Origin of the sequence: Pseudomonas sp. G11-1 (assembly GCF_024031555.1) — a bacterium.
Lineage (GTDB): Bacteria > Pseudomonadota > Gammaproteobacteria > Pseudomonadales > Pseudomonadaceae > Halopseudomonas > Halopseudomonas bauzanensis.
In genome coordinates, this window is record NZ_QEYQ01000001.1 from 1,114,899 (window position 1) to 1,135,629 (window position 20,731).

At 60.9% G+C, this 20,731-nt stretch carries 21 protein-coding genes; 5 read left to right on the plus strand and 16 right to left on the minus strand.

Annotation, left to right across the window (positions count from 1 at the left end):
* Positions 1–7: 7 nt before the first annotated feature.
* Positions 8–1,009 (minus strand): cytochrome d ubiquinol oxidase subunit II, encoded by a 1,002-nt coding sequence (gene cydB / locus DHB74_RS05115; protein ID WP_036989103.1) that lies wholly within the window; start codon positions 1,007–1,009, stop codon positions 8–10.
* A gap of 1 nt (position 1,010) precedes the next feature.
* Positions 1,011–2,414 carry a cytochrome ubiquinol oxidase subunit I gene (locus DHB74_RS05120; RefSeq protein WP_036989102.1) on the minus strand — a complete coding sequence of 468 codons (1,404 nt, stop codon included), beginning with the start codon at positions 2,412–2,414 and terminating at the stop codon, positions 1,011–1,013.
* A gap of 228 nt (positions 2,415–2,642) precedes the next feature.
* Here DHB74_RS05120 and DHB74_RS05125 point away from each other — a divergent pair, with 228 nt between their 5' ends.
* Positions 2,643–3,416, plus strand: a complete 774-nt coding sequence (locus DHB74_RS05125; protein ID WP_499160923.1) for an outer membrane protein OmpK — start codon at positions 2,643–2,645, stop codon at positions 3,414–3,416.
* Between the two features lie 27 nt (positions 3,417–3,443).
* On the opposite strand, the gene DHB74_RS05130 is transcribed toward DHB74_RS05125, so the two are convergent.
* Positions 3,444–3,623 (minus strand): hypothetical protein, encoded by a 180-nt coding sequence (locus DHB74_RS05130; protein ID WP_036989100.1) that lies wholly within the window; start codon positions 3,621–3,623, stop codon positions 3,444–3,446.
* A 101-nt stretch (positions 3,624–3,724) separates the two neighbouring features.
* On the minus strand, positions 3,725–5,161 hold the full coding sequence (locus DHB74_RS05135; RefSeq protein WP_499160924.1) for a YdgA family protein: 1,437 nt from the start codon (positions 5,159–5,161) through the stop codon (positions 3,725–3,727).
* Positions 5,162–5,310: 149 nt separating this feature from the next.
* Between DHB74_RS05135 and DHB74_RS05140 the strand changes: the two genes are divergently transcribed.
* The gene (locus tag DHB74_RS05140) at positions 5,311–6,201 is read left to right on the plus strand and encodes a DMT family transporter (protein WP_136868787.1); all 891 of its coding nucleotides are present in this window, start codon (positions 5,311–5,313) and stop codon (positions 6,199–6,201) included.
* Here DHB74_RS05140 and DHB74_RS05145 read toward each other — a convergent pair.
* Together DHB74_RS05145 and DHB74_RS05150 are read right to left on the minus strand one after the other, a co-directional pair.
* Entirely contained in the window at positions 6,173–6,259 is an 87-nt protein-coding gene (locus DHB74_RS05145; RefSeq protein WP_136868991.1) for a small membrane protein YohP, read from the minus strand. The genes DHB74_RS05140 and DHB74_RS05145 overlap by 29 nt on opposite strands.
* Positions 6,260–6,382: 123 nt before the next feature.
* Positions 6,383–8,176 carry a thiamine pyrophosphate-requiring protein gene (locus DHB74_RS05150; protein WP_499160925.1) on the minus strand — a complete coding sequence of 598 codons (1,794 nt, stop codon included), beginning with the start codon at positions 8,174–8,176 and terminating at the stop codon, positions 6,383–6,385.
* Positions 8,177–8,381: 205 nt separating this feature from the next.
* Between DHB74_RS05150 and DHB74_RS05155 the strand changes: the two genes are divergently transcribed.
* Positions 8,382–9,236 (plus strand): acyl-CoA thioesterase, encoded by an 855-nt coding sequence (locus tag DHB74_RS05155; RefSeq protein ID WP_499160926.1) that lies wholly within the window; start codon positions 8,382–8,384, stop codon positions 9,234–9,236.
* 175 nt (positions 9,237–9,411) lie between these two features.
* On the opposite strand, the gene benD is transcribed toward DHB74_RS05155, so the two are convergent.
* From benD to DHB74_RS05190, 7 genes are all read right to left on the minus strand, one after another.
* Entirely contained in the window at positions 9,412–10,191 is a 780-nt protein-coding gene (gene benD, locus DHB74_RS05160) for a benzoate diol dehydrogenase BenD (protein WP_036989093.1), read from the minus strand.
* On the minus strand, positions 10,188–11,210 hold the full coding sequence (gene benC / locus DHB74_RS05165; protein ID WP_499160927.1) for a benzoate 1,2-dioxygenase electron transfer component BenC: 1,023 nt from the start codon (positions 11,208–11,210) through the stop codon (positions 10,188–10,190). Before benC ends, benD begins: the two co-directional genes overlap by 4 nt.
* Before the next feature lie 32 nt (positions 11,211–11,242).
* Entirely contained in the window at positions 11,243–11,734 is a 492-nt protein-coding gene (gene benB / locus DHB74_RS05170) for a benzoate 1,2-dioxygenase small subunit (RefSeq protein ID WP_499160928.1), read from the minus strand.
* Entirely contained in the window at positions 11,731–13,107 is a 1,377-nt protein-coding gene (locus tag DHB74_RS05175; protein ID WP_499160929.1) for a Rieske 2Fe-2S domain-containing protein, read from the minus strand. Before DHB74_RS05175 ends, benB begins: the two co-directional genes overlap by 4 nt.
* A 108-nt stretch (positions 13,108–13,215) precedes the next feature.
* Entirely contained in the window at positions 13,216–14,160 is a 945-nt protein-coding gene (gene catA / locus DHB74_RS05180) for a catechol 1,2-dioxygenase (protein WP_499160930.1), read from the minus strand.
* 106 nt (positions 14,161–14,266) lie between these two features.
* The gene (gene catC / locus DHB74_RS05185) at positions 14,267–14,557 is read right to left on the minus strand and encodes a muconolactone Delta-isomerase (RefSeq protein ID WP_136868782.1); all 291 of its coding nucleotides are present in this window, start codon (positions 14,555–14,557) and stop codon (positions 14,267–14,269) included.
* Positions 14,558–14,571: 14 nt separating this feature from the next.
* On the minus strand, positions 14,572–15,690 hold the full coding sequence (locus tag DHB74_RS05190) for a muconate/chloromuconate family cycloisomerase (protein ID WP_499160931.1): 1,119 nt from the start codon (positions 15,688–15,690) through the stop codon (positions 14,572–14,574).
* A 105-nt stretch (positions 15,691–15,795) separates the two neighbouring features.
* Between DHB74_RS05190 and DHB74_RS05195 the strand changes: the two genes are divergently transcribed.
* Complete coding sequence (locus DHB74_RS05195) at positions 15,796–16,698, plus strand: LysR family transcriptional regulator (RefSeq protein ID WP_499160932.1); 903 nt, start codon at positions 15,796–15,798, stop codon at positions 16,696–16,698.
* A 153-nt stretch (positions 16,699–16,851) separates the two neighbouring features.
* Positions 16,852–17,637 (plus strand): alpha/beta fold hydrolase, encoded by a 786-nt coding sequence (locus DHB74_RS05200; RefSeq protein WP_499160933.1) that lies wholly within the window; start codon positions 16,852–16,854, stop codon positions 17,635–17,637.
* Positions 17,638–17,780: 143 nt separating this feature from the next.
* Here DHB74_RS05200 and DHB74_RS05205 read toward each other — a convergent pair whose 3' ends face one another.
* From DHB74_RS05205 to pcaF, 3 genes are all read right to left on the minus strand, one after another.
* Entirely contained in the window at positions 17,781–18,047 is a 267-nt protein-coding gene (locus DHB74_RS05205; protein WP_235833871.1) for a helix-turn-helix domain-containing protein, read from the minus strand.
* Positions 18,044–19,366 carry a HipA domain-containing protein gene (locus tag DHB74_RS05210; RefSeq protein WP_499160934.1) on the minus strand — a complete coding sequence of 441 codons (1,323 nt, stop codon included), beginning with the start codon at positions 19,364–19,366 and terminating at the stop codon, positions 18,044–18,046. The genes DHB74_RS05205 and DHB74_RS05210 overlap by 4 nt, the downstream gene beginning before the upstream one ends.
* 161 nt (positions 19,367–19,527) lie before the next feature.
* Positions 19,528–20,730: a 3-oxoadipyl-CoA thiolase gene (pcaF, locus tag DHB74_RS05215; RefSeq protein WP_499160935.1), complete on the minus strand. Its 1,203-nt coding sequence runs from the start codon at positions 20,728–20,730 to the stop codon at positions 19,528–19,530.
* Between the last annotated feature and the right edge of the window lies 1 nt (position 20,731).

The window sequence follows — 20,731 nt, forward strand, 5'->3', positions numbered from 1 at the left end:
GCGCTGCTCAGTGGTAACCCTCACCCACCTTGACCTTGCCGCGAAACACCCAATAGGTCCAGGCGGTGTAGGCCAGGATCACCGGAATCACGAACAGCATGCCAATCAGCAGGAACAGCTGCGAACCCGGCGCAGCGGCGGCGTCCCACAGTGTGTAGTTGGGCGGCACCACATAGGGCCACTTGGTCACCAGCAGACCGAGATAGGTAAAGGCGAACATGCCCATGGTCGCAACAAAGGGCATGGACTGTTGGCGCCGACGCAGGCCGCGCACTACCAGCAAGGCAAACAGCAACGCCGACAAGGGGAAGATCCAGATCAGCCGGATCACGCTGAACCAGCGCTCGAAGGCCGATGGGTCCACCGCCGGGGTCCACACGCTGACCACCGCAAAGACTGCCAGCACGGCGGCCAGCAACCAGGGCGCCAGCCGGTAGACCCACTGCTGGATATGCCCCTCCGTCTTCATGATCAGCCAGGTGCTGCCAAGCAGCGCGTAACCGGCCACCAGCCCCAGCCCGGTCAGTACGGTAAAGGGCGTCAGCCAGTCCAACGCGCCGCCCACGTAACGGCCATCCAGCGTGTTGAAACCTTCGATATAGGCGCCCACCACCGCGCCCTGGGCAAAGGCCGCAACCATGGAGCCGCCGGCAAATGCCCAGTTCCACAAGTAGCGGTGGGAGCCTGCCTTGAAGCGGAATTCGAAGGCCACGCCGCGGAAGATCAGCCCGGCCAGCATCAAAAATACACCGATGTACAGCGCCGGCATCAATACCGAATAGACCAGCGGGAAGGCTGCCAGCAACCCCGCCCCACCGAGAATCAGCCAAGTCTCGTTGCCGTCCCAGACCGGTGCCACCGAGTTCATCATTACGTCCCGCGCGTCCTCATCCGGGGCGAAGGGAAACAGGATACCCACCCCCAGATCGAAACCGTCCATGAGCACGTACATCATGATGCCGAAGGCGATGATCACCGCCCAGATAATAGTCAGATCAATGCCATGCATATCAGCGCCCTCCTTCTTCGATACCGACGTGAGACGCCGACAGCGGCCGCTTCGGACGCTCGATGTCGTGTACCTCCTCGTCATCCTGGTCGATACTTTCCAGACCGGCGCGCAATACCAGCATCAGGTAGTACAGACCGGCGCTGAAGATCGCCGCATAGACCGCGATGTAGCCCAACAGGGTGAAGAGCACCATTCCACCGGTCAGCGATGGTGTCAGCCCTTCAGCATGACTCATCTGCCCATATACCACCCAGGGGAAGCGACCTACCTCCGTGACGATCCAGCCACACAGCACCGCAGCGAAGGGCGCGAAGGTCATCAGCCGCATGGCGTTGAGAAATTGCGGTTGCCGCCAGTAGCGGCCACCGGCACGTAGAAACAGTCCGGCGAGCGCGCAGCCGATCATCAGCAAGCCGATACCCACCATGATGCGGAACGCCCAGAACACGATCCACACCGGCGGCCGCTCCTCCGGCGCCACTTCCTTGAGCCCCGGCACCTCACCGTCCAGATCATGAGTGAGGATCAGACTACCCAGTTTCGGCAAGCCGATCTCGAAGTGATTGGTCTCGTTCTCCTGATCGGGAATGGCAAACAACAGCAGCGGCATGCCGCGCGTGGTCTCCCAGTTGCCTTCGATGGCCGCCACCTTGGTGGGTTGGTGTTCAAGGGTATTCAAACCGTGATAGTCACCAACCACTGCCTGGGTCGGCGCCAGGAACAGGATCAGCCACAGGCACATGGACAACGCCCGGCGGTTGGCCTCCACCTCACGCCCCACCAGCAAGTACCATGCGCTGACGCCCGCCACCACGAATGAGCCGGTCAGGAACGACGCCAACACCATATGCGTGAAGCGGTACGGGAAGGACGGATTGAAGATGGCTTCGCGCCAGCTGCCGACCACGAACATGCCATCGGTCAGCTCGGTGCCGACCGGTGTATGCATCCAGCTATTGGCCGCCAGAATCCAGAAGGTGGAAATAATCGTACCCAATGCCACCATACAGGCGGCGAACAGGTGTACCCCCGGCGGCACCTTGTTGCGCCCGAACAGCAGTACCCCAAGAAAAGCCGCTTCCAGGAAGAATGCGGTCACCACCTCGTAGCTGAGCATGGGCCCGATGAAATTGGCCGCCGCATAGGAAAAATTGCTCCAGTTGGTGCCGAACTGGAAGGACATGACGATACCCGACACCACCCCCATGGCGAAGGCTACCGCAAATACCTGAATCCAGAACCGTGACAGCCGCGTGTATAACGGATTGCCGGTTTTGAACGCCAAGGCTTCAAGAAAGGCGATAAAGGTCGCCAGACCGATGGTGAACACGGGAAAAATCGCATGAAAACAGACAACGAAAGCAAATTGCAGGCGAGATAGCAGCAGCGGATCGAGTTCCATCTGTGCAACTCCTTGGACTGGAGAAAGAAAACCGGCGGCACCGATATCCACAGGGGTAACAGGCAACACGATACCATCAGGCGGATCACGCGGCGTGCGACATAATGTCTGTGACAGGCAATGGCCCAAGGTGTTCCAGAGATCCGCGCTCGGCATTGCGATGCCGTTTGGCTTTTTCGGCAAAGGCTTTAATATGCGCGCTTCTCAACCCAGTAGTCGGAATCCACAATGCACAAACCGATCATCGGCATCGCGGCCACCACCCTGGCGCTCGCCAGCAGCCTTGCCGCCGCTTCCCCCTTGCAATGGCAAGACAACAGCCTGACCTACCTGTACGGCAATGATTTCGAGGTCGACCCCAAGACCCAGCAGGCAGTCACCTTCGAGCATGTCAGCGGCTGGAGTTTTGGCGACCTGTTCCTGTTTGTCGACAGCATTCACTACAACGGGGCCAAGGATGCCAATGGCAACAACAGCACCTGGTATGGGGAAGTCGCACCGCGCCTGTCATTCGGCAAGCTGAGTGGACAACAGATCACATTCGGTCCGATCACCGATGTACTGCTGGCCGGTACTTACGAGCGTGGCCGTGGCGACATCAAGAACTACCTGCTCGGACCCGGCTTCGACCTGAACCTGCCCGGCTTCGACTACTTCCAGCTCAACACCTACTACCGTCACTCCGATACGCCGGACGGCGTGCGGGGCGCCTGGCAGGTGACCCCGGTGTGGGCGGTGACCTTGCCGGTCGGCAAGTCGGATATCCTGATCGATGGCTACATCGACTGGATCGTCGATAACGATGGGGATGGCAAGCACGCCAACCTGCATTTCAATCCACAGGTCAAATATGATCTGGGCAAGGCGCTGGGCTGGAAGGCCAAACAGCTGTATACCGGCATCGAGTACAGCTACTGGAAAGACAAGTACGGCATCAAGAATACCGCAGCTTTCGATACCAACCAGAACGTCACCAACCTGCTGGTCAAGGTGCACTTCTGATCAACTGACAGCGCCGGTGTCGCCTGTTCAGCTCAGCGACACCGCCTCCAGAATGCGTGTTCCTATTGTCACCAGCAACACGGCAGAGCCAAACAGCATCAGCCCCACCCCCCAACCCTTGTCGCGAAAGCTGAACCCGGTGCCCAGCAACAGAAAGCCGATCACCAACAGGCCCAGCATGAGGTGAAGTTCATCAGTAGGGGTCATTGCAACTCTCTTCGATGGTTGCCTGCGGACTGCCTGTCGCAGGCTGGACCGAACATGTTACTTGCCCGCCATGACACTGCCAAGGCGGGCAATACCGGGCGTTATTTCAATGCTTCCAGACCGGTGTCCGGTGACAGCATCGCCAGCATCCCGATGAAGTCTTCAAGGGGAATACTCTGGCCGTTGAGGTCGATGAGACCGTCGGCATAACGCAGGTTGGACAGAATGTTGTCACCCTCGAGCGTACCCAGCTGCATCATCTCTGCCATGCCTGCGGCCATCTCCGCCAACATCAACGCTTCCTGCTCCACCGCAGCCGCGTCCGCGTCCGGCTGGAACAGCGCCTTGTAACGCACCATATCACTCAGCATCGGTTTGGACAGCGTCAGATTGGCGTCCAGGCCACCAATCAACTGCTGCGCCAGCATGGCCGGCGGCAGATCGAAGGACGCCGGCTGGCTCAGATCCACCCCCAGGGTGAAGCGGCTTTCGCCATTGGCCGTCCGGATCGACAGGTTATCCAGCGCCACCCTCGGTTTGCGCTCCAGCAACTGCTGCATCGCCGTGGTGAACTGCTCCTCCAGCGCCTGCGGATCACTCGGCTCAAGGCCCATGCTCAGGGTGTTGTACATGCCGGCGAGCACGGCGGTCGCCGCCGGATCGAGCCGACTGAGACTCCAGTCCATGCGCACTGAACCCAACGACTGACCACCGTAGCTGACCGCACCCACCTGGTAGTTGAGGGCGCCCTTTACTCCCTCGGTGCCCAGCGTGGTGCTGTCGGTCTGTACGATATCCTGCAGTACCATCACGGGTCCGTCGGCGACCTCCATGGCCAGGCTGTCCAGGGTCAGGCGACCATCACCCAGATACAGGCCGTATTCGCCCTCGCGGCGGCGATCCAATTCGAACTCACCACCCACCATGTCGATCTGGGCCAGCCCCTGGATCTTCAGCGAGTCGACCCGACCGGTCATCACCACCTTGCTGCCCTGGGTATCGGTGGCAAAATCCGCATCCAGACCGGAGAACGTCAGCTCGGTGCCATCCTCATTAACCACCATCGGTGCTATGCGGATATCGCCGGTAATGTCGTTGCGGTAACCGATGCTGCTATTGACCATCACCGGAGCCTGGGCGCGGCTGGCGGCGAACAACCCGGCGAGTGCATCGCTGGGCTCCAGTTCGGCATGACTGACCGCCATCACCGGCATCCAACGCAACGAAGCCAGTCGCGACAGCGGCAGGGGGCCGTGCTCGATCCGATCCTTGATGAACAGCTCGACCGGCAGCTCGGCGCTGTCAGTTGCCGGCAGAGCCAGGCGATAACGCGCTTCGCTGGAGAGAATGCCACGCTTGAATTCAACCAGCTCAAGGGCCATATCGCTACCCGGAAACTGCGCCGCCAGTTGCTCGTTGCCCTTGCGGACAGAGTCCTGCAGAACCGCCTCCAACCGCGTGCCCGTATACCAGGCCCCGGCGCTCCCTGCGCCCACCAACAACGCCAGCGTGCCCGCTGCTATCCCTGCCTTGTTCATCGTGTTGTCCTTGCATGTGAATGGTATTGATTCGCCGCTGCGGCGAACCGCACAAATCTGCCACAGCCCTCGGCAGATTGCACTCCTTTCCCGAAGCTGGCTATCATCCTTCGCCGCCCTGGCCCAAGGGCTGTTGCCCAAGGAAACCCATGTTCTATCTCATCGCCGTCACCCTGTTATGGGCCATCTCGTTCAGCCTGATCGGCGCGTACCTGGCCGGCCAAGTCGACAGTTATTTCTCGGTACTGACTCGCATCGTCTTGGCCGGGGCGCTGTTCCTGCCGCTGCTGCGTCCGTGGCGGTTGCCCCGCGGCGCGGCTCCCGGCCTGCTCGCCGTGGGCGCACTGCAGTTCGGCCTGACCTATATCTGCCTGTATCTGTCCTTCGAGTTGCTCACGGTACCCGAGGTGCTGCTGTTCACCATCTTCACGCCGCTGTATGTGGCGCTGGTGGACAATGCCTTGCGGCGGCGTTTCAGCGTCGGCCCGGTGGTCGCCACACTGATCGCCGTCGTGGGCGCGGGCATCATTCGTTATGACGGGATCAGCGATGATTATGTGAAAGGCTTTCTATTATTGCAGCTGGCTAACCTCGCCTTCGCCCTGGGCCAGGTGGGATATGCCCATCTGGTGCATCACTTCCAGATGGACCGCCGCCAGCAGTGGCACGGTTTCGGCTTCTTCTTCATCGGCGCCCTGCTGCTGGCGCTACCGGCCTGGCTGTTGCTCGGCGATCACCAGCAGCTGCCACAGACGTGGCTGCACTGGAGCGTACTTGGCTGGCTGGGGCTGATCGCGTCCGGGCTGGGATTCTTCTTCTGGAATCGCGGCGCCACCCAGGTGGATGCCGGCACCCTGGGCATCATGAATAACGCTTTGATTCCCGCCGGGCTGGTAGTCAATCTGGTGATCTGGAATCAGCAAGCCGACCTGCCGCGCCTGCTGCTGGGCGGCGCGGTGATCGGCCTGTCGTTGTGGGTGAACCTGCGCTGGGACAGGTGGTTGGGACGGGTCAGAAAATCAGCATCAGCAGACCGATGATGACCAGCAGACCAACCAGAAAGATGATACCTGCAGTGCTGGCGAGAAACTTGAGCATAGAGAACTCCGTATTCGAGGTATGTCATTTTTCGACCCGGACGGTGGCCTGACAGTTCAGGCAAAAGCTCGCTTTCGGCGTCTCCTTCGCGAGGGCGAGTTGACTGGTAACCCTGGAGCCGGTTCAGGCCTTTGATTTACCGGGCAACATACGGCTCAGTACCTGCTTGGCCGACTGCTTGATGATGCCCTGCTGATCAGGGTCGCCCTGCAGCAATGTCTGGGCATAGGCCTTGGCCTGCTCCAGCTTGATGTGCGGCGGCAGCGGCGGCACATCCGGGTCGGTCTTGAATTCGATGACGACCGGCCGGTCAGCCACCAATGCCTCTTCCCAGGCTGCGGCCACGGCGTCTTCGCGGTCGACATAAATACCTTTCAGGCCGATGGATTCGGCGAAGCGGTGATAGGGCACATTGGGGATGTTCTGCGACGCCTCGAACTTCGGATCGCCTTGCATGGCCCGCTGCTCCCAGGTCACCTGGTTGAGGTCCTCGTTGTTGAACACCGCGCAGATCCACTGGCCGTTGCCCCATTCCCGCCAGTACTTGGCAACCGTGATCAGCTCGGCCATGTTGTTCATCTGCATCGCCCCGTCGCCGACCAGCGCCACCACCGGCCGGTCCGGATGGGCGAACTTGGCAGCAATGGCGTAGGGCACCGCCGCGCCCATGGACGCCAACCCGCCGGACAGCGAGCACAGCATATCGCGGCGAATCTTCAGGTCCCGCGCATACCAATTGGCGCAGGAGCCGGAATCGCAGGTGATTACTGCCCGGTCCGGCAGCCGTGGCGACAGCTCAAACACTACCCGTTGCGGATTGATCGGGTCTGCGGCGACCATGGCGCGGGCTTCCAGGGTCTTTTCCCAGTCCTCGCGCCAGGCCTCGACCTTGCGGCGCCAGCTACGGTCGGCCTTGTCGGTGAGCAGCGGCAACAACAGCCTTAACGTCTCGGCGGCATCGCCCTGCAGGCTGACCTCCATCGGATAGCGCAGGCTGAGCATGTCGGCCTTGATATCGATCTGTACGCCCCGCGCCTGGCCTTCTTTGGGCAGAAATTCGGAATAGGGAAAGCCCGAGCCAATCATCAGCAAGGTGTCGCACTCGGTCATCAGCTTATAACTGGGCTCGGTTCCCAGCAGGCCGATGGAGCCGGTCACCCACGGCAGCTCATCGGGCAGCACCGCCTTGCCAAGCAGGGCCTTGGCCGCCCCGGCGCCCAGCTTCTCCGCTACCTGGATCACCTCATCCGTGGCCCCGAGCGCGCCGGCACCAACCAGAATGGCGACCTTGCGCCCGGCATTCAGCGCTTCGGCCGCCAGCTCCAGATCCTCCTGGTAGGGCACCACCTTGGGCCGGCTGTAACCGATGCCCGAGTGCACCATGCCGTGGGCATGGGCCGGTTCGCTGTATGCCTCGTCCTGCAGATCATTGGGCAGGATGATGGTCGCCACCCGGCGCTCACCGTAGGCCGTGCGAATGGCCCGGTCCACCAGATGCCGCACCTGTGCCGGCGCGCTGGCCTGCTGCACGAAGGCGCCGGACACATCCTTGAACATGGCCGTCAGATCCAGCTCCTGCTGATAGTGACTGCCCAGACTGGTCCGCGCCTGCTGCCCGACGATTGCCAGCACCGGCATGTGATCGAGGCGCGCATCGTACAGACCGGTGATCAGGTGCGAGGCGCCCGGCCCCGAGGTGGCCAGGCAGACACCCAGGCCGCCGCTGAACTTGGCATCGGCCGAGGCCATGAAGGCAGCCATTTCCTCATGCCGGGCCTGGATGAAACGGATCTTGCCATTGGCCCGGTTCAGCGCCCCCATGACGCCATTGATACCATCGCCCGGATAACCGTAGATGCGCCGCACGCCCCAGTCGTACAGGCGCTCAACGAAATAGTCACTGACTGTAGTACCCATGGAATCACCTCCTCGGCTCGACCGTATCCGCCCCGGATCACAGCCCGGGGCCAGGCGCTGCTGAGACTGTGACCGGACGCTGCGGGCCAGGGTTCAGGTGAATTTTTCCTGATCGACCTGCATTTATCGCAGTGATGAGATTGCTTCCGCCGCCTTAAAACCGGATGCTCGGGTTATACAGCCATACGACGGATTCACCTGCGCCATGACCGAACAATACAAGACAACATCACCCCTGAGTTTCAGCTTCTCGCCCCGCTATACCGATCTGGATACCTGGCGGCACGTGAACAACTCCCGTATCTATCAATTGCACCTCGAAGCCCGCGTGCTCGCCCACGTCAGCCGTTTCGGCCAGGACGCCTGGTTTTCCGACGACGTGCGCCTGCGGCCGCTGCGTACCATCACCGATTATCGCCAGGTCAGCTGGTACGGCCGCGATATCAATGCCTGGATCAGCGTGACCGACTGCGACGATGACAGTTTCCGCCTGCGCTGCGAGCTGTATCAGGATGGAGCACTGGTGGGAACCCAGGAATCGGTAATGGCCGCTTTCGAGAATGGCCATCGGATAGCCCTGCCCGAGAACATTCGTACCGTCATGGCGGCTGCCAGCAATGGCAGCGCCGGCCCGCTGGCACCAGCGGACTACCGCGACCACCTGCAACATGCGCACAACTTCGCCATTCGCCAGCAGCTTACGCCGCGCTATGCCGATGTGGACGCGGACAGCCAGCGCAGCGAGTCGGCGCTGGCGCTGTATATGGAACAGGCCCGCTCGACCGGCGTGCGGCAGCTGGACTTTGACGGGCTGGGGGTATTGGTGGCGTCGGTGGATGTCAGCTTCGAGCATTACCAGGCCGGCTGGACGCCGCTGGAACTGGCCGCCGGCATCAGCCGTATCGGCAATAGCTCTTTCCTGTTTACCAGCTGCGCCCTGCACAAGGATGCGGTGCAGGTCAGTGCGCGCAGCGTGATGGTGGTGATCGACCCCGCCACCAACCGGCCAGTGCCGATTTCACCGGCGCTGCGGGAGCAGTTGGAGGCGTGGTCGATTTGAGATAACAGGGAGCAGGCTTGTGGGTGCGGCCTGCTCGCCCCCTGGGATTGTCGAGCACCAGCTCGACAGCTTTCCCATCAGACAACACCGATGCCATCGCCAGCAAGGTACGAGCTGATGCTCGAACCTCGCAGGCGTCTGGCGCCAGTACCCAGCTTGGCCGGCCGATCGCTGGTCAGCCCTGATCCCCACCTGCCACCGGCAGAATGGTGCCAGTGATATAGCTCGCCGCATCCGATGCCAGAAACAGGATCGGCTCGGCCTGCTCGTCCAGCGTACCGTAGCGGTGCATGAAGCTGCTGTCGTTGGTCTGCGCGATCAGCGTCTGATACCAGCCCTGCTCCCGCTCGCCCTGCGCCTCGGTATTGCGCGGCGTCAGTCGCGGTGGCGCCTCGGTGCCGCCCGGGGCGGTGGCATTGACGCGGATGCCCTGCTCGGCATATTCGAACGCCAGGTTCACCGTCAGCCCGTTCACGCCGGCTTTCGCCGCACCATAAGGCACGCGCATCAGCCCGCGGGTGGCCACCGAGGACACGTTGACGATGGCACCTTGCTGCTGCGCCACCATATACGGCAGCACCGCACGACAGCACCACAAGGTTGGAAACAGCGAGCGCTGGATTTCCTTCTGGATCTGTTCGGGCTGGTAATGCTCGAAGGGCTGGGCCCAGATGGTGCCGCCGACGTTGTTGATCAATACATCGATCCGCCCATATTCCTGATGGGCCCGCGCCATGACACTCTCGGCTCCTTCCCAGGTTTCCAGGTCGGCCTGCAATGCCAGCGCCTCAATCCCCCGGTCACGCAGCTCGCCAGCCACGCCCTGAACATAATCGGCAATGTCCACCAGTACCAGCCGGGCGCCCTCGGCGCCGGCCAGTTCGGCAACCCGCTTGCCGATGCCCTGGGCGGCGCCGGTGATTACCAGCACCTTGCCGGTGAAGCGGGCGCTCATGCGACCTCCTGCGCCGCTACGCTGGGCGTGAAGCGTTCGTAATGGAAGGAGTTCGGCTCGATGTTCTGCTCGCGGAAGTAACCCAGCACCGCATCGACCATCGCCGGTGGCCCGCACAGGTAAACGTCGACATCACCGCCATTGAGCGGCGCACCGTCCATATGGTTGGTCACGTAACCCTTGTTTGGATGGTTGCTGTCCGGGCTGGAGACCACGGTAGCGAAGGTGAAGCCGTCAATGGCATCGGCAAACGCCTGCAATGCCGGCACACACACCAGGTCCTCATCACTGGTCACACCATAGATCAGATGGACCGGCTGGCTGCTGCCATTGGCCTTGAGCTGTTCGAGCATGGACAGGAACGGCGCCAGACCGGTACCACCAGCCAGCATCACCACCGGACGCTCCACCGCGCGCAGATAGAAGATCCCCATGGGGCCGGCCAGCTTGACCTGATCACCGGTCTTCGCGCTGCCCACCAGCCAGGTGCTCATCAGGCCACCCGGTACGTTGCGGATCAGAAAACTCAGTTCCCGGCTGCCGGGGGCGGAGCTGAAGGAATAGGCGCGGGTTTCGCTGCCGCCGGGCACCTGGATATTCACGTACTGGCCGGGCAAGAAGACGATATCGGTATCAGCGGTGACCTTCAGCTCGATGCTGGTGGGTGAAATCAGATTCACCTCGGACACCGTGCCAGTGGTTTCCATGATGCTGGTCTTGCACAGGGTGGAAGCCGCCGGGATATTCACCACGCAATCGCTGGAGGGCACCATCTGGCAGGTCAGGATCAGCCCCTGCTCGGCTTCGTCCTCGGTCAGCGCTTCCTCGATATACTCCTCGCCCAGGTCATATACGCCCTGCTGGCAGCTGCCCTTGCAGGTGCCGCAGACACCATCGGAACAGTCCATCGGCAGGTTGATCTGGTTGCGGTAAGCCGCATCCAGCACGGTTTCACCCTCGTTGCAGCTGATGAAACGGGTGACGCCATCTTCGAAATTGAGTGCGATGTTGTAGCTCATGTCGGTTACTCCTGATCGGCGCGTCCGATCAATCACAGGTGATAGATATCAATCACCTGATTGATGTAATCGTTGTTCAGAATGACCTTCTTCTCGGTGATCACCGGTTGCTCGCCGGTGATATCCAGGGTGCAGAAGGCGGTACCGAAGAACATCTGGGTGGTGTGGTAGCGATGGCTGTTGGTCTGCCAGTTGAAGCGCAGCTTCACCTGGCCGTCAGTCTGCTCCAGAATTTCCAGATTGGTCCGCAAGTGCGTGACGCGAGGCTCCGGCATGGAAGTGGCACCCGAGCGCTCGGTCTTGATCCGATAGACACGATCTTCCAGGCCCTTGCGGCTGGGGTAATAGATCAGCGACAGCTCGGTCTGCGGGTTCTCGGTGAGGGTGTCCTCATCATCCCAGCAGGGCATCCAGTACACCGCTTCCTCGTGGTAGCAAGTCAGCCACTCATCCCACTGGCGATCATCCAGCAGGCGCGCTTCGCGGTTGATGAAGGCCTGGATCTGTTCGAAGGTCATGCTCATGCCGAAGTCTCCTGTGCGGTAAGGGCAACGAAACGGGCGCGCTCGGTCTCGACGGCACGCAACATTTCCTCGACCCAATGCTGATGATGCGTCACGTACAAGCCTTCATCCTCGGGCTTGGCGCCGCTGAGCGTGGGCTGGAGATCGATGCGCTGGGCACCTTCGTCCGCGCCTTCGATCCAGTGCGCCGCGCCGCGGCTCATGTCGTTCCACTTCAGGCCTTCGGCGTTGTAACCCTGCTGGCAGGCACGGAACTCTTCCAGATCATCCGGTGTACCCATACCGCTGACGTTGAAGAAGTCCTCGTACTGGCGGATACGCTTGGCACGCTCGTCCGCCGGCTCGTTCTTCGGTGCCCAGCAATAGATGGTGATCTCGGTCTTGTTCAGCGAAATTGGGCGCAGCACGCGAATCTGGGTGGAGAACTGGTCCATCAGGTACAGGTTCGGGTAGATGCACAGGTTCTTTGTGGTGTTGACGATGGCATCGGCACGCGCCTCGCCTACCTTCCCCTGCAGACGCTCCAGATGCTTGTACACCGGACGCACCTGGGGATTGGTCAGGCGGGTCCAGAGCATCATGTGACCGTTCTCGAAGGAATAGAAACCGCCTTCACTGGACCAGCTCTTGGCGTCCACCGCCTCGGTGCCGCCCTTCTCATAGTCACGCTGGCCCATGGTCGACAGGTAGTTCCAGTGCACGGTGCCAACGTGATAACCATCGGCGCCGTTCTCGGCAGTCAGCTTCCAGTTGCCTTCATAGGTGTAGGTCGAGGTGCCACGCAGCACTTCCAGGCCGTCTTCGGCCTGATCGACGATGTTGTCGATAACCTTGGTGGTCTCGCCCAGATACTCGGCCAGCGGCAGCACGTCCGAACTCAGACTACCGAACAGGAAGCCCCGGTAGTTCTCGAAGCGCGGCAGGCGCTTGAGGTCATGGGAGCCGTCGGTATTGAAGCTCTCCGGGTAGCCGCCCTTTTTCTGGTCGCGGGCCTTGAGCAGCTTGCCGTCATTCTTGAAGGTCCAGCCATGGAAGGGGCAGGTGAACGAGGCCTTGTTACCGCGCTTCTTGCGGCACAGGGTGGCGCCACGGTGCGAGCAAGTATTGAGCAGCGCCTGCAGCTCGCCTTCCTTGGTGCGGGTGATGACCACCGGCTGACGACCCAGGGTCAGGGTAAAATAGTCACCGGGATTTTCCACCTGGCTCTCGTGGCCGAGGAATACCCAGTTGCCTTCGAAGATGTATTTCATCTCCAGGTCGAACAGCTGCTGGTCGGTAAAGATGCTGCGATCGCAACGGTAATTGCCGTTGGCTGGATCGACTTCCACCGCGCCGCGAATTTTTTTCTCGAGTTGGTCGAGTTGACGAGTCATGTGCGTAACTCCTTCAATGCTTTTATTGGTCGCCAGCACCGGGTACAGGCCCCCGGACCAGCCCGCTACCGGGCTGGTCGATGTCCTGCTTGCTGGCGCTGGGGTGGTTCAGGCTACCGCGGCATCTTCCAGAGCGCGCTTGCGCTCATGGCGGGCTTGCAGCTCGGCCTTGTCGGTGGAGACCAGTTGGAAATTGAATTCCACTTCGGTGATCGGCCCGCTGACACCATGCTTTTCGCCGTCGTCGGAATGCTCGACTGCGCGTGCCTCGACCACCAGCTCGTCGCGGGTCGCGAAGGCGAAGTCGTCATAGGTGAACTCATCGCCGGCCAGGTTGATCTGGGTGGTCAGATGCTTGTGACCGGGCGCCGAGATGAAGAAATGGATATGCGCCGGACGCTGGCCATGGCGACCAAGCTGGTTCAGCAGCGCCTGGGTCGAGCCCTCGGGCGGGCAGCCATAGCCAGACGGAATGATCGAGCGGGCAACATAGCGGCCATGCTCGTCGGTGCTGATCCGGCGACGCAGGTTGTAATCGCTCTGCGACTTGTCGAAGTAGGAGTAGTTACCCTTGGAGTCGGCATGCCAGATGTCGACGATGGCATTGGCCAGGGGCTTGCCATCCTCATCGGTCACCTGACCTTTGATCAGCATGGGCTCAGCTGTCTCGTCTGTGCCATCGTCCATGCGGGCAAAGCCGTCCGCCAGCGGTGCACCGGCGACATACAGCGGGCCTTCGATGGTGCGCGGCGTACCGCCGGCCAGGCCAGCTGCTTCGTCCTCGGCATCCATACGGATATCCAGGTACTTGTCCATACCCAGGCCAGGCGCCAGCAGCGAAGCTTCGCCATTCTTGCCCAGCTCGCCGACGTAGTAGACGGCACTCCAGAACTCTTCCGGGGTGACATCGAAATCTTCAATCAGTTGGAATACGTCGCTCATGAAGCGATGCACGATCTTCTTCACTCGCTCATTACCGGCCTCGACGTGGAAGCCGGCAACCTTGTTCAGCAGTTCTTGTACTTCGGCAGTGTGGGTGGTTTTGATTGTCATGGTTATGTCCTCATATTTATTCTTATTGCCTGATCACAGCTTGGGCGTTGGCAATGTTGTTCAATGGCGCCTGCTTGCCTGACGGCGCCTGTTTCACAGCTTCCTGTCAGCGATCATCCTCGTGGATCGACGACGGGTGGCGGCACAGGGGCGCCACGCTGATGTCCATATAGGGGAACAACGGAAGGCCACTGATCAGATCCTGAAGTTCAGCGTTGTCCTGCACATCGAAAATACTGACGTTGGCGTAGCTACCGGCCACGCGCCACAAATGGCGCCACTTGCCCTGGCGCTGCAGATCCTGGGCGTAGGCCTTTTCCCGCGCCTTGATTTCATTGGCCACTTCCGCCGGCATGTCGTGGGGAATGTTGACCTTCATCTCGACCTTGAACAGCATGTTCTTCTCCTCGGTTATTTGCGGCGGTATTCGGCCAGCTTGTCTTCGTCGATCTCGACGCCCAGTCCCGGACCGCGGGGCAGATCCACGCCGTTGTCATGGAAATTCAACGGCTGAACCACAATGTCATCCTTCATCAACAGCGGGCCGAACATCTCGCTGCCCCAGTGCAGGGTGTCCAGCGTCGACCAGGCATGCAGCGAGGCTGCCGTACCGATGGTGCCTTCGAGCAGGGTGCCGCCGTACAGGCCGATACCGGCTGCCTTGGCTACCGCGGCCTGCTCCAGCACACGCAGCGGGCCACCGGCCTTGGCGATCTTCATCGCCACCGCACCGCTGAAACCTTCCGCTGCCAGCTTGTACATGTCAGTGGCGTCGGCCACAGCTTCGTCGGCCAGGATCGGGATGTGGAATTTGGCGGACAGGCGGGCCAGGGCAGCGAAATCCTTCATCGGCGTCGGCTGCTCGACCAGATCGATACCGGCTGCCTGCAGTTCGGCCATGCCTCTGGCGGCGGTAGCCTCGTCCCAGGCTTGGTTCACATCCACCCGGACACTGGCTTCATCGCCCACGGCAGCCTTGATCGCAGCCACATGGCGTACGTCATCCATTACCGGGCGCGAGCCGATCTTCAGTTTGAAGTCGCAGTGGCGCTTGGCGGCCATCAAGGTCCTGGCTTCATCGATATCTCGCGCGGTATCGCCGCTGGCCAGGGTCCAGAGCACCGGAATGTGCTGGTGAATGGCACCGCCCAGCAGCTCGGCGAGAGGCCGATTCAGACGCTTGCCGAGCAGATCAAGCAGGGCGGTCTCGATCGCCGACTTGGCCAGATTGTTGCCGCGGCTGGAGCGATCCAGCCTTACCCGCAGGGTATTGATATTATCCGCCGGCTGATTGATCAGCTGTGGCTTGAAATAGGTGTCGATGGTAAGTTTGACACTCTCGGGGCTTTCCGGGCCGTAGGCCAAACCGCCGATAGTGGTCGCCTCGCCCAGCCCTTCGAGGCCATCGGAGTCCCTGAGGCGCACGATTACCATGGTCTGTACGCCCATGGTGGTCATCGAGAGCTGGTGCGGCCGGATGGTCGGAATGTCGACCAGAACGGCTTCAAGGGACTGAATGGTGGCGGGCATGTGTACTCCGAATGCGAGACAAAAGGGCTGTGAGTCAAACAGTACGAAGTTTCAGCCGTGCCAACCAATATTGAATAAGTAAGCAGCGATACCTGGGAGGTATGGATGGAGCTCAGACACCTGCGTTACTTCGTCGCAGTCGCAGAACAGCGCAATTTCACTCGCGCAGCGGAAAAGCTGTTCATTGCCCAGCCGCCCCTGACCAGAGCCATCAAACAGCTGGAAGAAGAGATTGGCGTAGAGCTGTTCATCCGCAAGGCAAGGGGTTTAGAGCTGACGTCGGGGGGCGCCTACTTTCTCGCCCACGCCCAGCAGATTCTGGATAAGGTCGAAACCACCATCGCCGATACCCGACGAATTGCCTCCCACCGCAAAACCATATTCTCCATCGGCTTCGTCCCTTCGGTGTTCTATGGCCAGCTTCCCTTGATGGTGCGCCGGCTGCGGCAGAACAAGAATCTGGAGATCGTCCTGCACGAACTGAAGACCCGGGAACAAGTCGATGCCCTGAAGGCCGGAAAGATCGATATCGGTTTTGGCCGCATCAGCATCGAAGATGCGGAGGTGGACCAGGAGAAACTGTTCGACGAACCGCTAATCGCCGCTCTACCCGTTGCCCACCCGTTGACGGCCCGCCCACCAAGCATGAAGGAGCTGGCGGAGATGAACATGATCCTCTTCCCCTCCAGCGCCGGCCCGAACTTTGCCGATCTGGTGCATGGCCTGTTCCGCCGGCGCGGGCTCAAGGTCAATGTCATACAGGAGGTCAACGATCTGCAGACCGCGCTATCGCTGGTGGCCTCGGACATGGGGTTTACCCTGGTACCGGAGCAGGTGCGCCGCCTGCAACGTGAAGATGTGGAGTACATGCCACTGGCCGATGACCACATCACCGTCCCGGTCATCGCCTCACGTCGTCACGGAGAAAACCCCAACGCCATCATGCGGTTGACCAATACCATTCTGGCGGAACTGGTGGAAAACCGGCTCACGGGCCGCTATCCCTGAGGAGATGTCGCCGCGCTAACGAGAGTTCGACTTTCGGCGGACAATGGTCGGCGGCACTTGACGGAGCAAATCATCTGACCGCAAGATGTTCGCATTAAAAACTTTAGTTCGTAATGCGAACATCATATCCATCAACCAGACAGGATATTCACCATGACATTCTGCGCTCACCAAGGCCGCACCATCAGCTACCGCCTGCTCGGCCAGCCCGAGAGCCCTCTGCTGGTCCTGGCCCATCCGCTGGGCATGACCCAGGGCATCTGGGACGACATGCTCCCCGAACTGCTCAGCCGCTTTCGTGTTCTCACCTGGGATTTGCCCGGCCACGGTGCCAGCAGCGCCTGGCCGGATGACCGCGACGCCATCGAAGCCGAAGACCTGGCCCAGGAAGCACTGATGCTGGCGGGCCTGGCCGGTGCCGAGCAGTTCCACTTTGCCGGCACCTCCATTGGCGGCGTGATCGGCCAACAACTGCTGAGCCAGCACGCTGACAAGCTACTGTCCGCCACCCTGACCAATACCGGCCCGGTCATCGGCACGCCCGACGCCTGGCGCCAGCGCGCTGACATGATCATGGAAAAAGGCCTGCAAACCATGGCGCCGGATCTGGTCCCGCGCTGGTTCGGCCCGAAGATCTGCATTGAGCAGCCAGCGCTGGTCCCGGGCTGGTGCGTACAGCTGGGCCGCACCGACAACCGCAGCTACGCCCTGCTATGCCTGATGCTCGGCCGCTGCAACTACAGCGAAGCCTTCAGCAATGTGCAGGTACCGCTGCAGATCATTGCCGGCAGCGACGATATCGCCACCCCGCCCGCATCACTGCAGGCATTGGCCAAGTCATTAGGTGCGGCGGAGCCGGTGGTGTTGGAGGGGGTTGGGCATGTGCCGGCGGTGGAGTGTCCGGCCAAGATGGTGGAGCTGCTTAAACAGGTGATTTGAAAGTTTGAAGTTTGTTTCTCCCCTACCCCATAAATACAGGGCGCATAGCCCTGTATTTATGCAAATTTCTCCATTAATCCAGCAGCTCAAAATTGATACTCATCGGTTCGCTGCCAAAGTGCTTCAGGTAACGCACCCGCCCATTATTTTCGCCGTAACGGCACCACTCCCATCTGCATACCAAAGGCCCGTAACACACTGTTGACGGTCTCCAGCGTCGGATTGCCGCTATCCTGCTCCAACTGCCGCAGGGTGCGCAGGGAAATCTTGCACATGCGGGCGAAATCCGCCTGGGTGAGCCCTGTAATGCGAGTGCGTAGCTGACGGACGGTTTCGCCGAGGCTGATGCTGCCTTCGTCGAGCTGGCGCCAGATATCATCGAACACCTCTGCACGACTCTGCTCTTTCATATCAACCCCCATTTCTGCAAGGTTGCCGGCAAGCGCTTGAGTGGTATCAACGGAGCGTTCCAGGTTTCTTCGGGCAGATGTAGAGAGCTGAGCAGGTCGGGCAAGGCCAGCAACGCTGCGGCATCCTCTCGCAAACCCTCAAATAGCTCATCGCCATCAACCCATCGCCCTAACTGTTGGCAGGCTCTGCGCCAATCCACCTGATTAAGCTGCTCGATACCATCCGGCCACCGCGTTGTTCTCACCACACCAGCGGGGTCCATTACCATGGGTGCGATGTCATACATGGGGGCCAGGCTGATGCTGTCCGCCTCTCGTTGCACAGCAAGGTTGCGCCCATGATTGTCAGTATTGCCGAGTACCTGATTAATCAGATCGCGCCGCAGATACTCACGCAGCATGCCGGGTATACCCTGCTGCTGCCCCGCTGCCACCCAAACCTCGACCAGGCGCTCGGCCACAGCAACATGGTCCATTCGGCTACCCGGCCGAGTTACACCGCACAGTGAGTAGATGGATTCAACGGCAAGACGCTTGACGGTTTCACCCTCAACTTGCCGATCAAAACGGGGCATCCACAGGCTGGGACGGTTCGCTTCTTCGTAGGCCAGTCCATCGCTTGCGATGGTGTTGAACCTCAGTGCCCCCAGTGCTCGGTAATAGCAATATTCGCTGAACAGGATATTGCGATCCGTCGCGGCCGCCGGATGCCGTGGAAACTTGACGAACCAGTGGTGCCGGGCCTGTTCGTCAGGTAACGACGCATCCGGATACAGGGCACCGCTTACATCTTCTGCCAGTAGCAGTTTGGGCGCTTCACCGCCGGCACCCGAAGCTCCACCCACGGCAGCGCCATGGTCATAGGCATGATCAAGAAACAGGGTGTCGCGGCGAATGACTTCAGCCCGGGAGAACCCGATCAGCGGACTGGATGACAGGCGCTCAACACCTTCCAGGATGCGCAGATGCCCGATAGGTGCGGTCGTGCATTGCTGTAGCAGGAAGAAATCTTCTCCCGCACCGAGAGGTACGGACATGCGAGCGAGGATATGCCTCCGGGCTGCGCCAGCGGGGATGATGTCATGCAGAAATGCGGGAGCGATACCGCGGTGGATATCCCATGACAGGGGGTACCCTGCACTTACCGATGGTTGAAGGACAGAATCCAGCGCGTGCAGATGCTCAACGAGATAATGGCTGAAATATTCTGTTGAACAGACGCTGGCCAGTCCCTGCTCCGGCTGGTCGAAACGGATCACCATCGCATCCTGCCAGCGACCGTCGAGATGGGTTTGTAGTGTTACCCTGTTCGAGTCCATGACCTGCCTCCAGAGATCCTGATAGGCATTATAGTACCTAAAATCAGGTCTTGGACAAGCAGAAACGGCATTTTAATGCCTTTAATCATACGTATCAGCTAATTATAGGCATTAAAATGCCGACAGCGGAGCCCCTTGTGAGGGCCCCGCTATCGACTGGATTACGCCCGCTCGATCAGCATCGCAATCCCCTGCCCCACACCCACGCACATGGTGCAGATAGCATAACGCCCACCGGTGCGTTGCAGCTGGAATGCGGCCGTCATCAGCAACCGCGCGCCAGACATGCCCAGCGGATGGCCCAGGGCGATGGCGCCGCCGTTAGGGTTGACCCGCGGGTCGCCGTCGGCGATGCCCAGCTCGCGCATGACCGCCAAGCCTTGAGCGGCGAAGGCTTCGTTAAGTTCGATAACGTCGATGTCGTCGATCTTCAGGCCGTGCTTGTCCAGCAACTTACGGGTCGCCGGCACCGGACCAATGCCCATGATCCGCGGCTCGACGCCGGCGGTGGCCATGCCGAGGATCTTCGCCACCGGCTTGAGCCCATGGGATTGCACCGCAGCTTCGCTGGCCACCAGCATGGCGGCAGCGCCATCGTTGACGCCGGAGGCGTTGCCGGCAGTGACCGTGCCGTTATCCCGGAAGGGCGCGGGCAGTGCGGCCAGCTTGTCCAGCGTGGATGCGCGCGGATGCTCGTCGGTGTCGAAGCTCAGCGGCTCCTGCTTGCGGCGCGGAATGCTGACCGGCACGATTTCCTCGGCAAAGATGCCATCGGCCTGGGCGCGGGCGGTCTTTTCCTGGGAGCGCAGGGCGAACAGGTCCTGGTCGGCGCGGGAAACCCCGAACTGCTCAGCGACGTTTTCTGCGGTTTCCGGCATGGAGTCGATGCCGTGCTGCTTTTTCATCAGCGGATTGACGAAGCGCCAGCCGATGGTGGTGTCTTCAATCTTCTGGCCGCGGCCAAAGGCGCTGTCCGCCTTGCCCATGACATAGGGCGCGCGGGACATCGACTCGACGCCGCCGGCCAGCACCAGGTCCATTTCCCCGGCGCGGATGGCGCGGAACGCGGTGCCTACCGCGTCCATGCCCGAGCCGCACAGGCGGTTCAGTGTGGTGCCCGGTACGCTGGTCGGCAATCCGGCCAGCAACGCGGACATGCGGGCGACGTTGCGGTTGTCTTCACCGGCCTGGTTGGCACAGCCCATGATGACTTCATCAATGGCCTGCGGGTCCAGCTCGGGCGCCTGCTCCAGCACGGCACGGAAGATCTGTGCTGCCAGGTCGTCGGGGCGCACGCTGGCCAGGGTGCCGCCGAAGCGGCCGATGGCCGAACGGCGGGGGTGACAAATATAGACGTTGCTCATG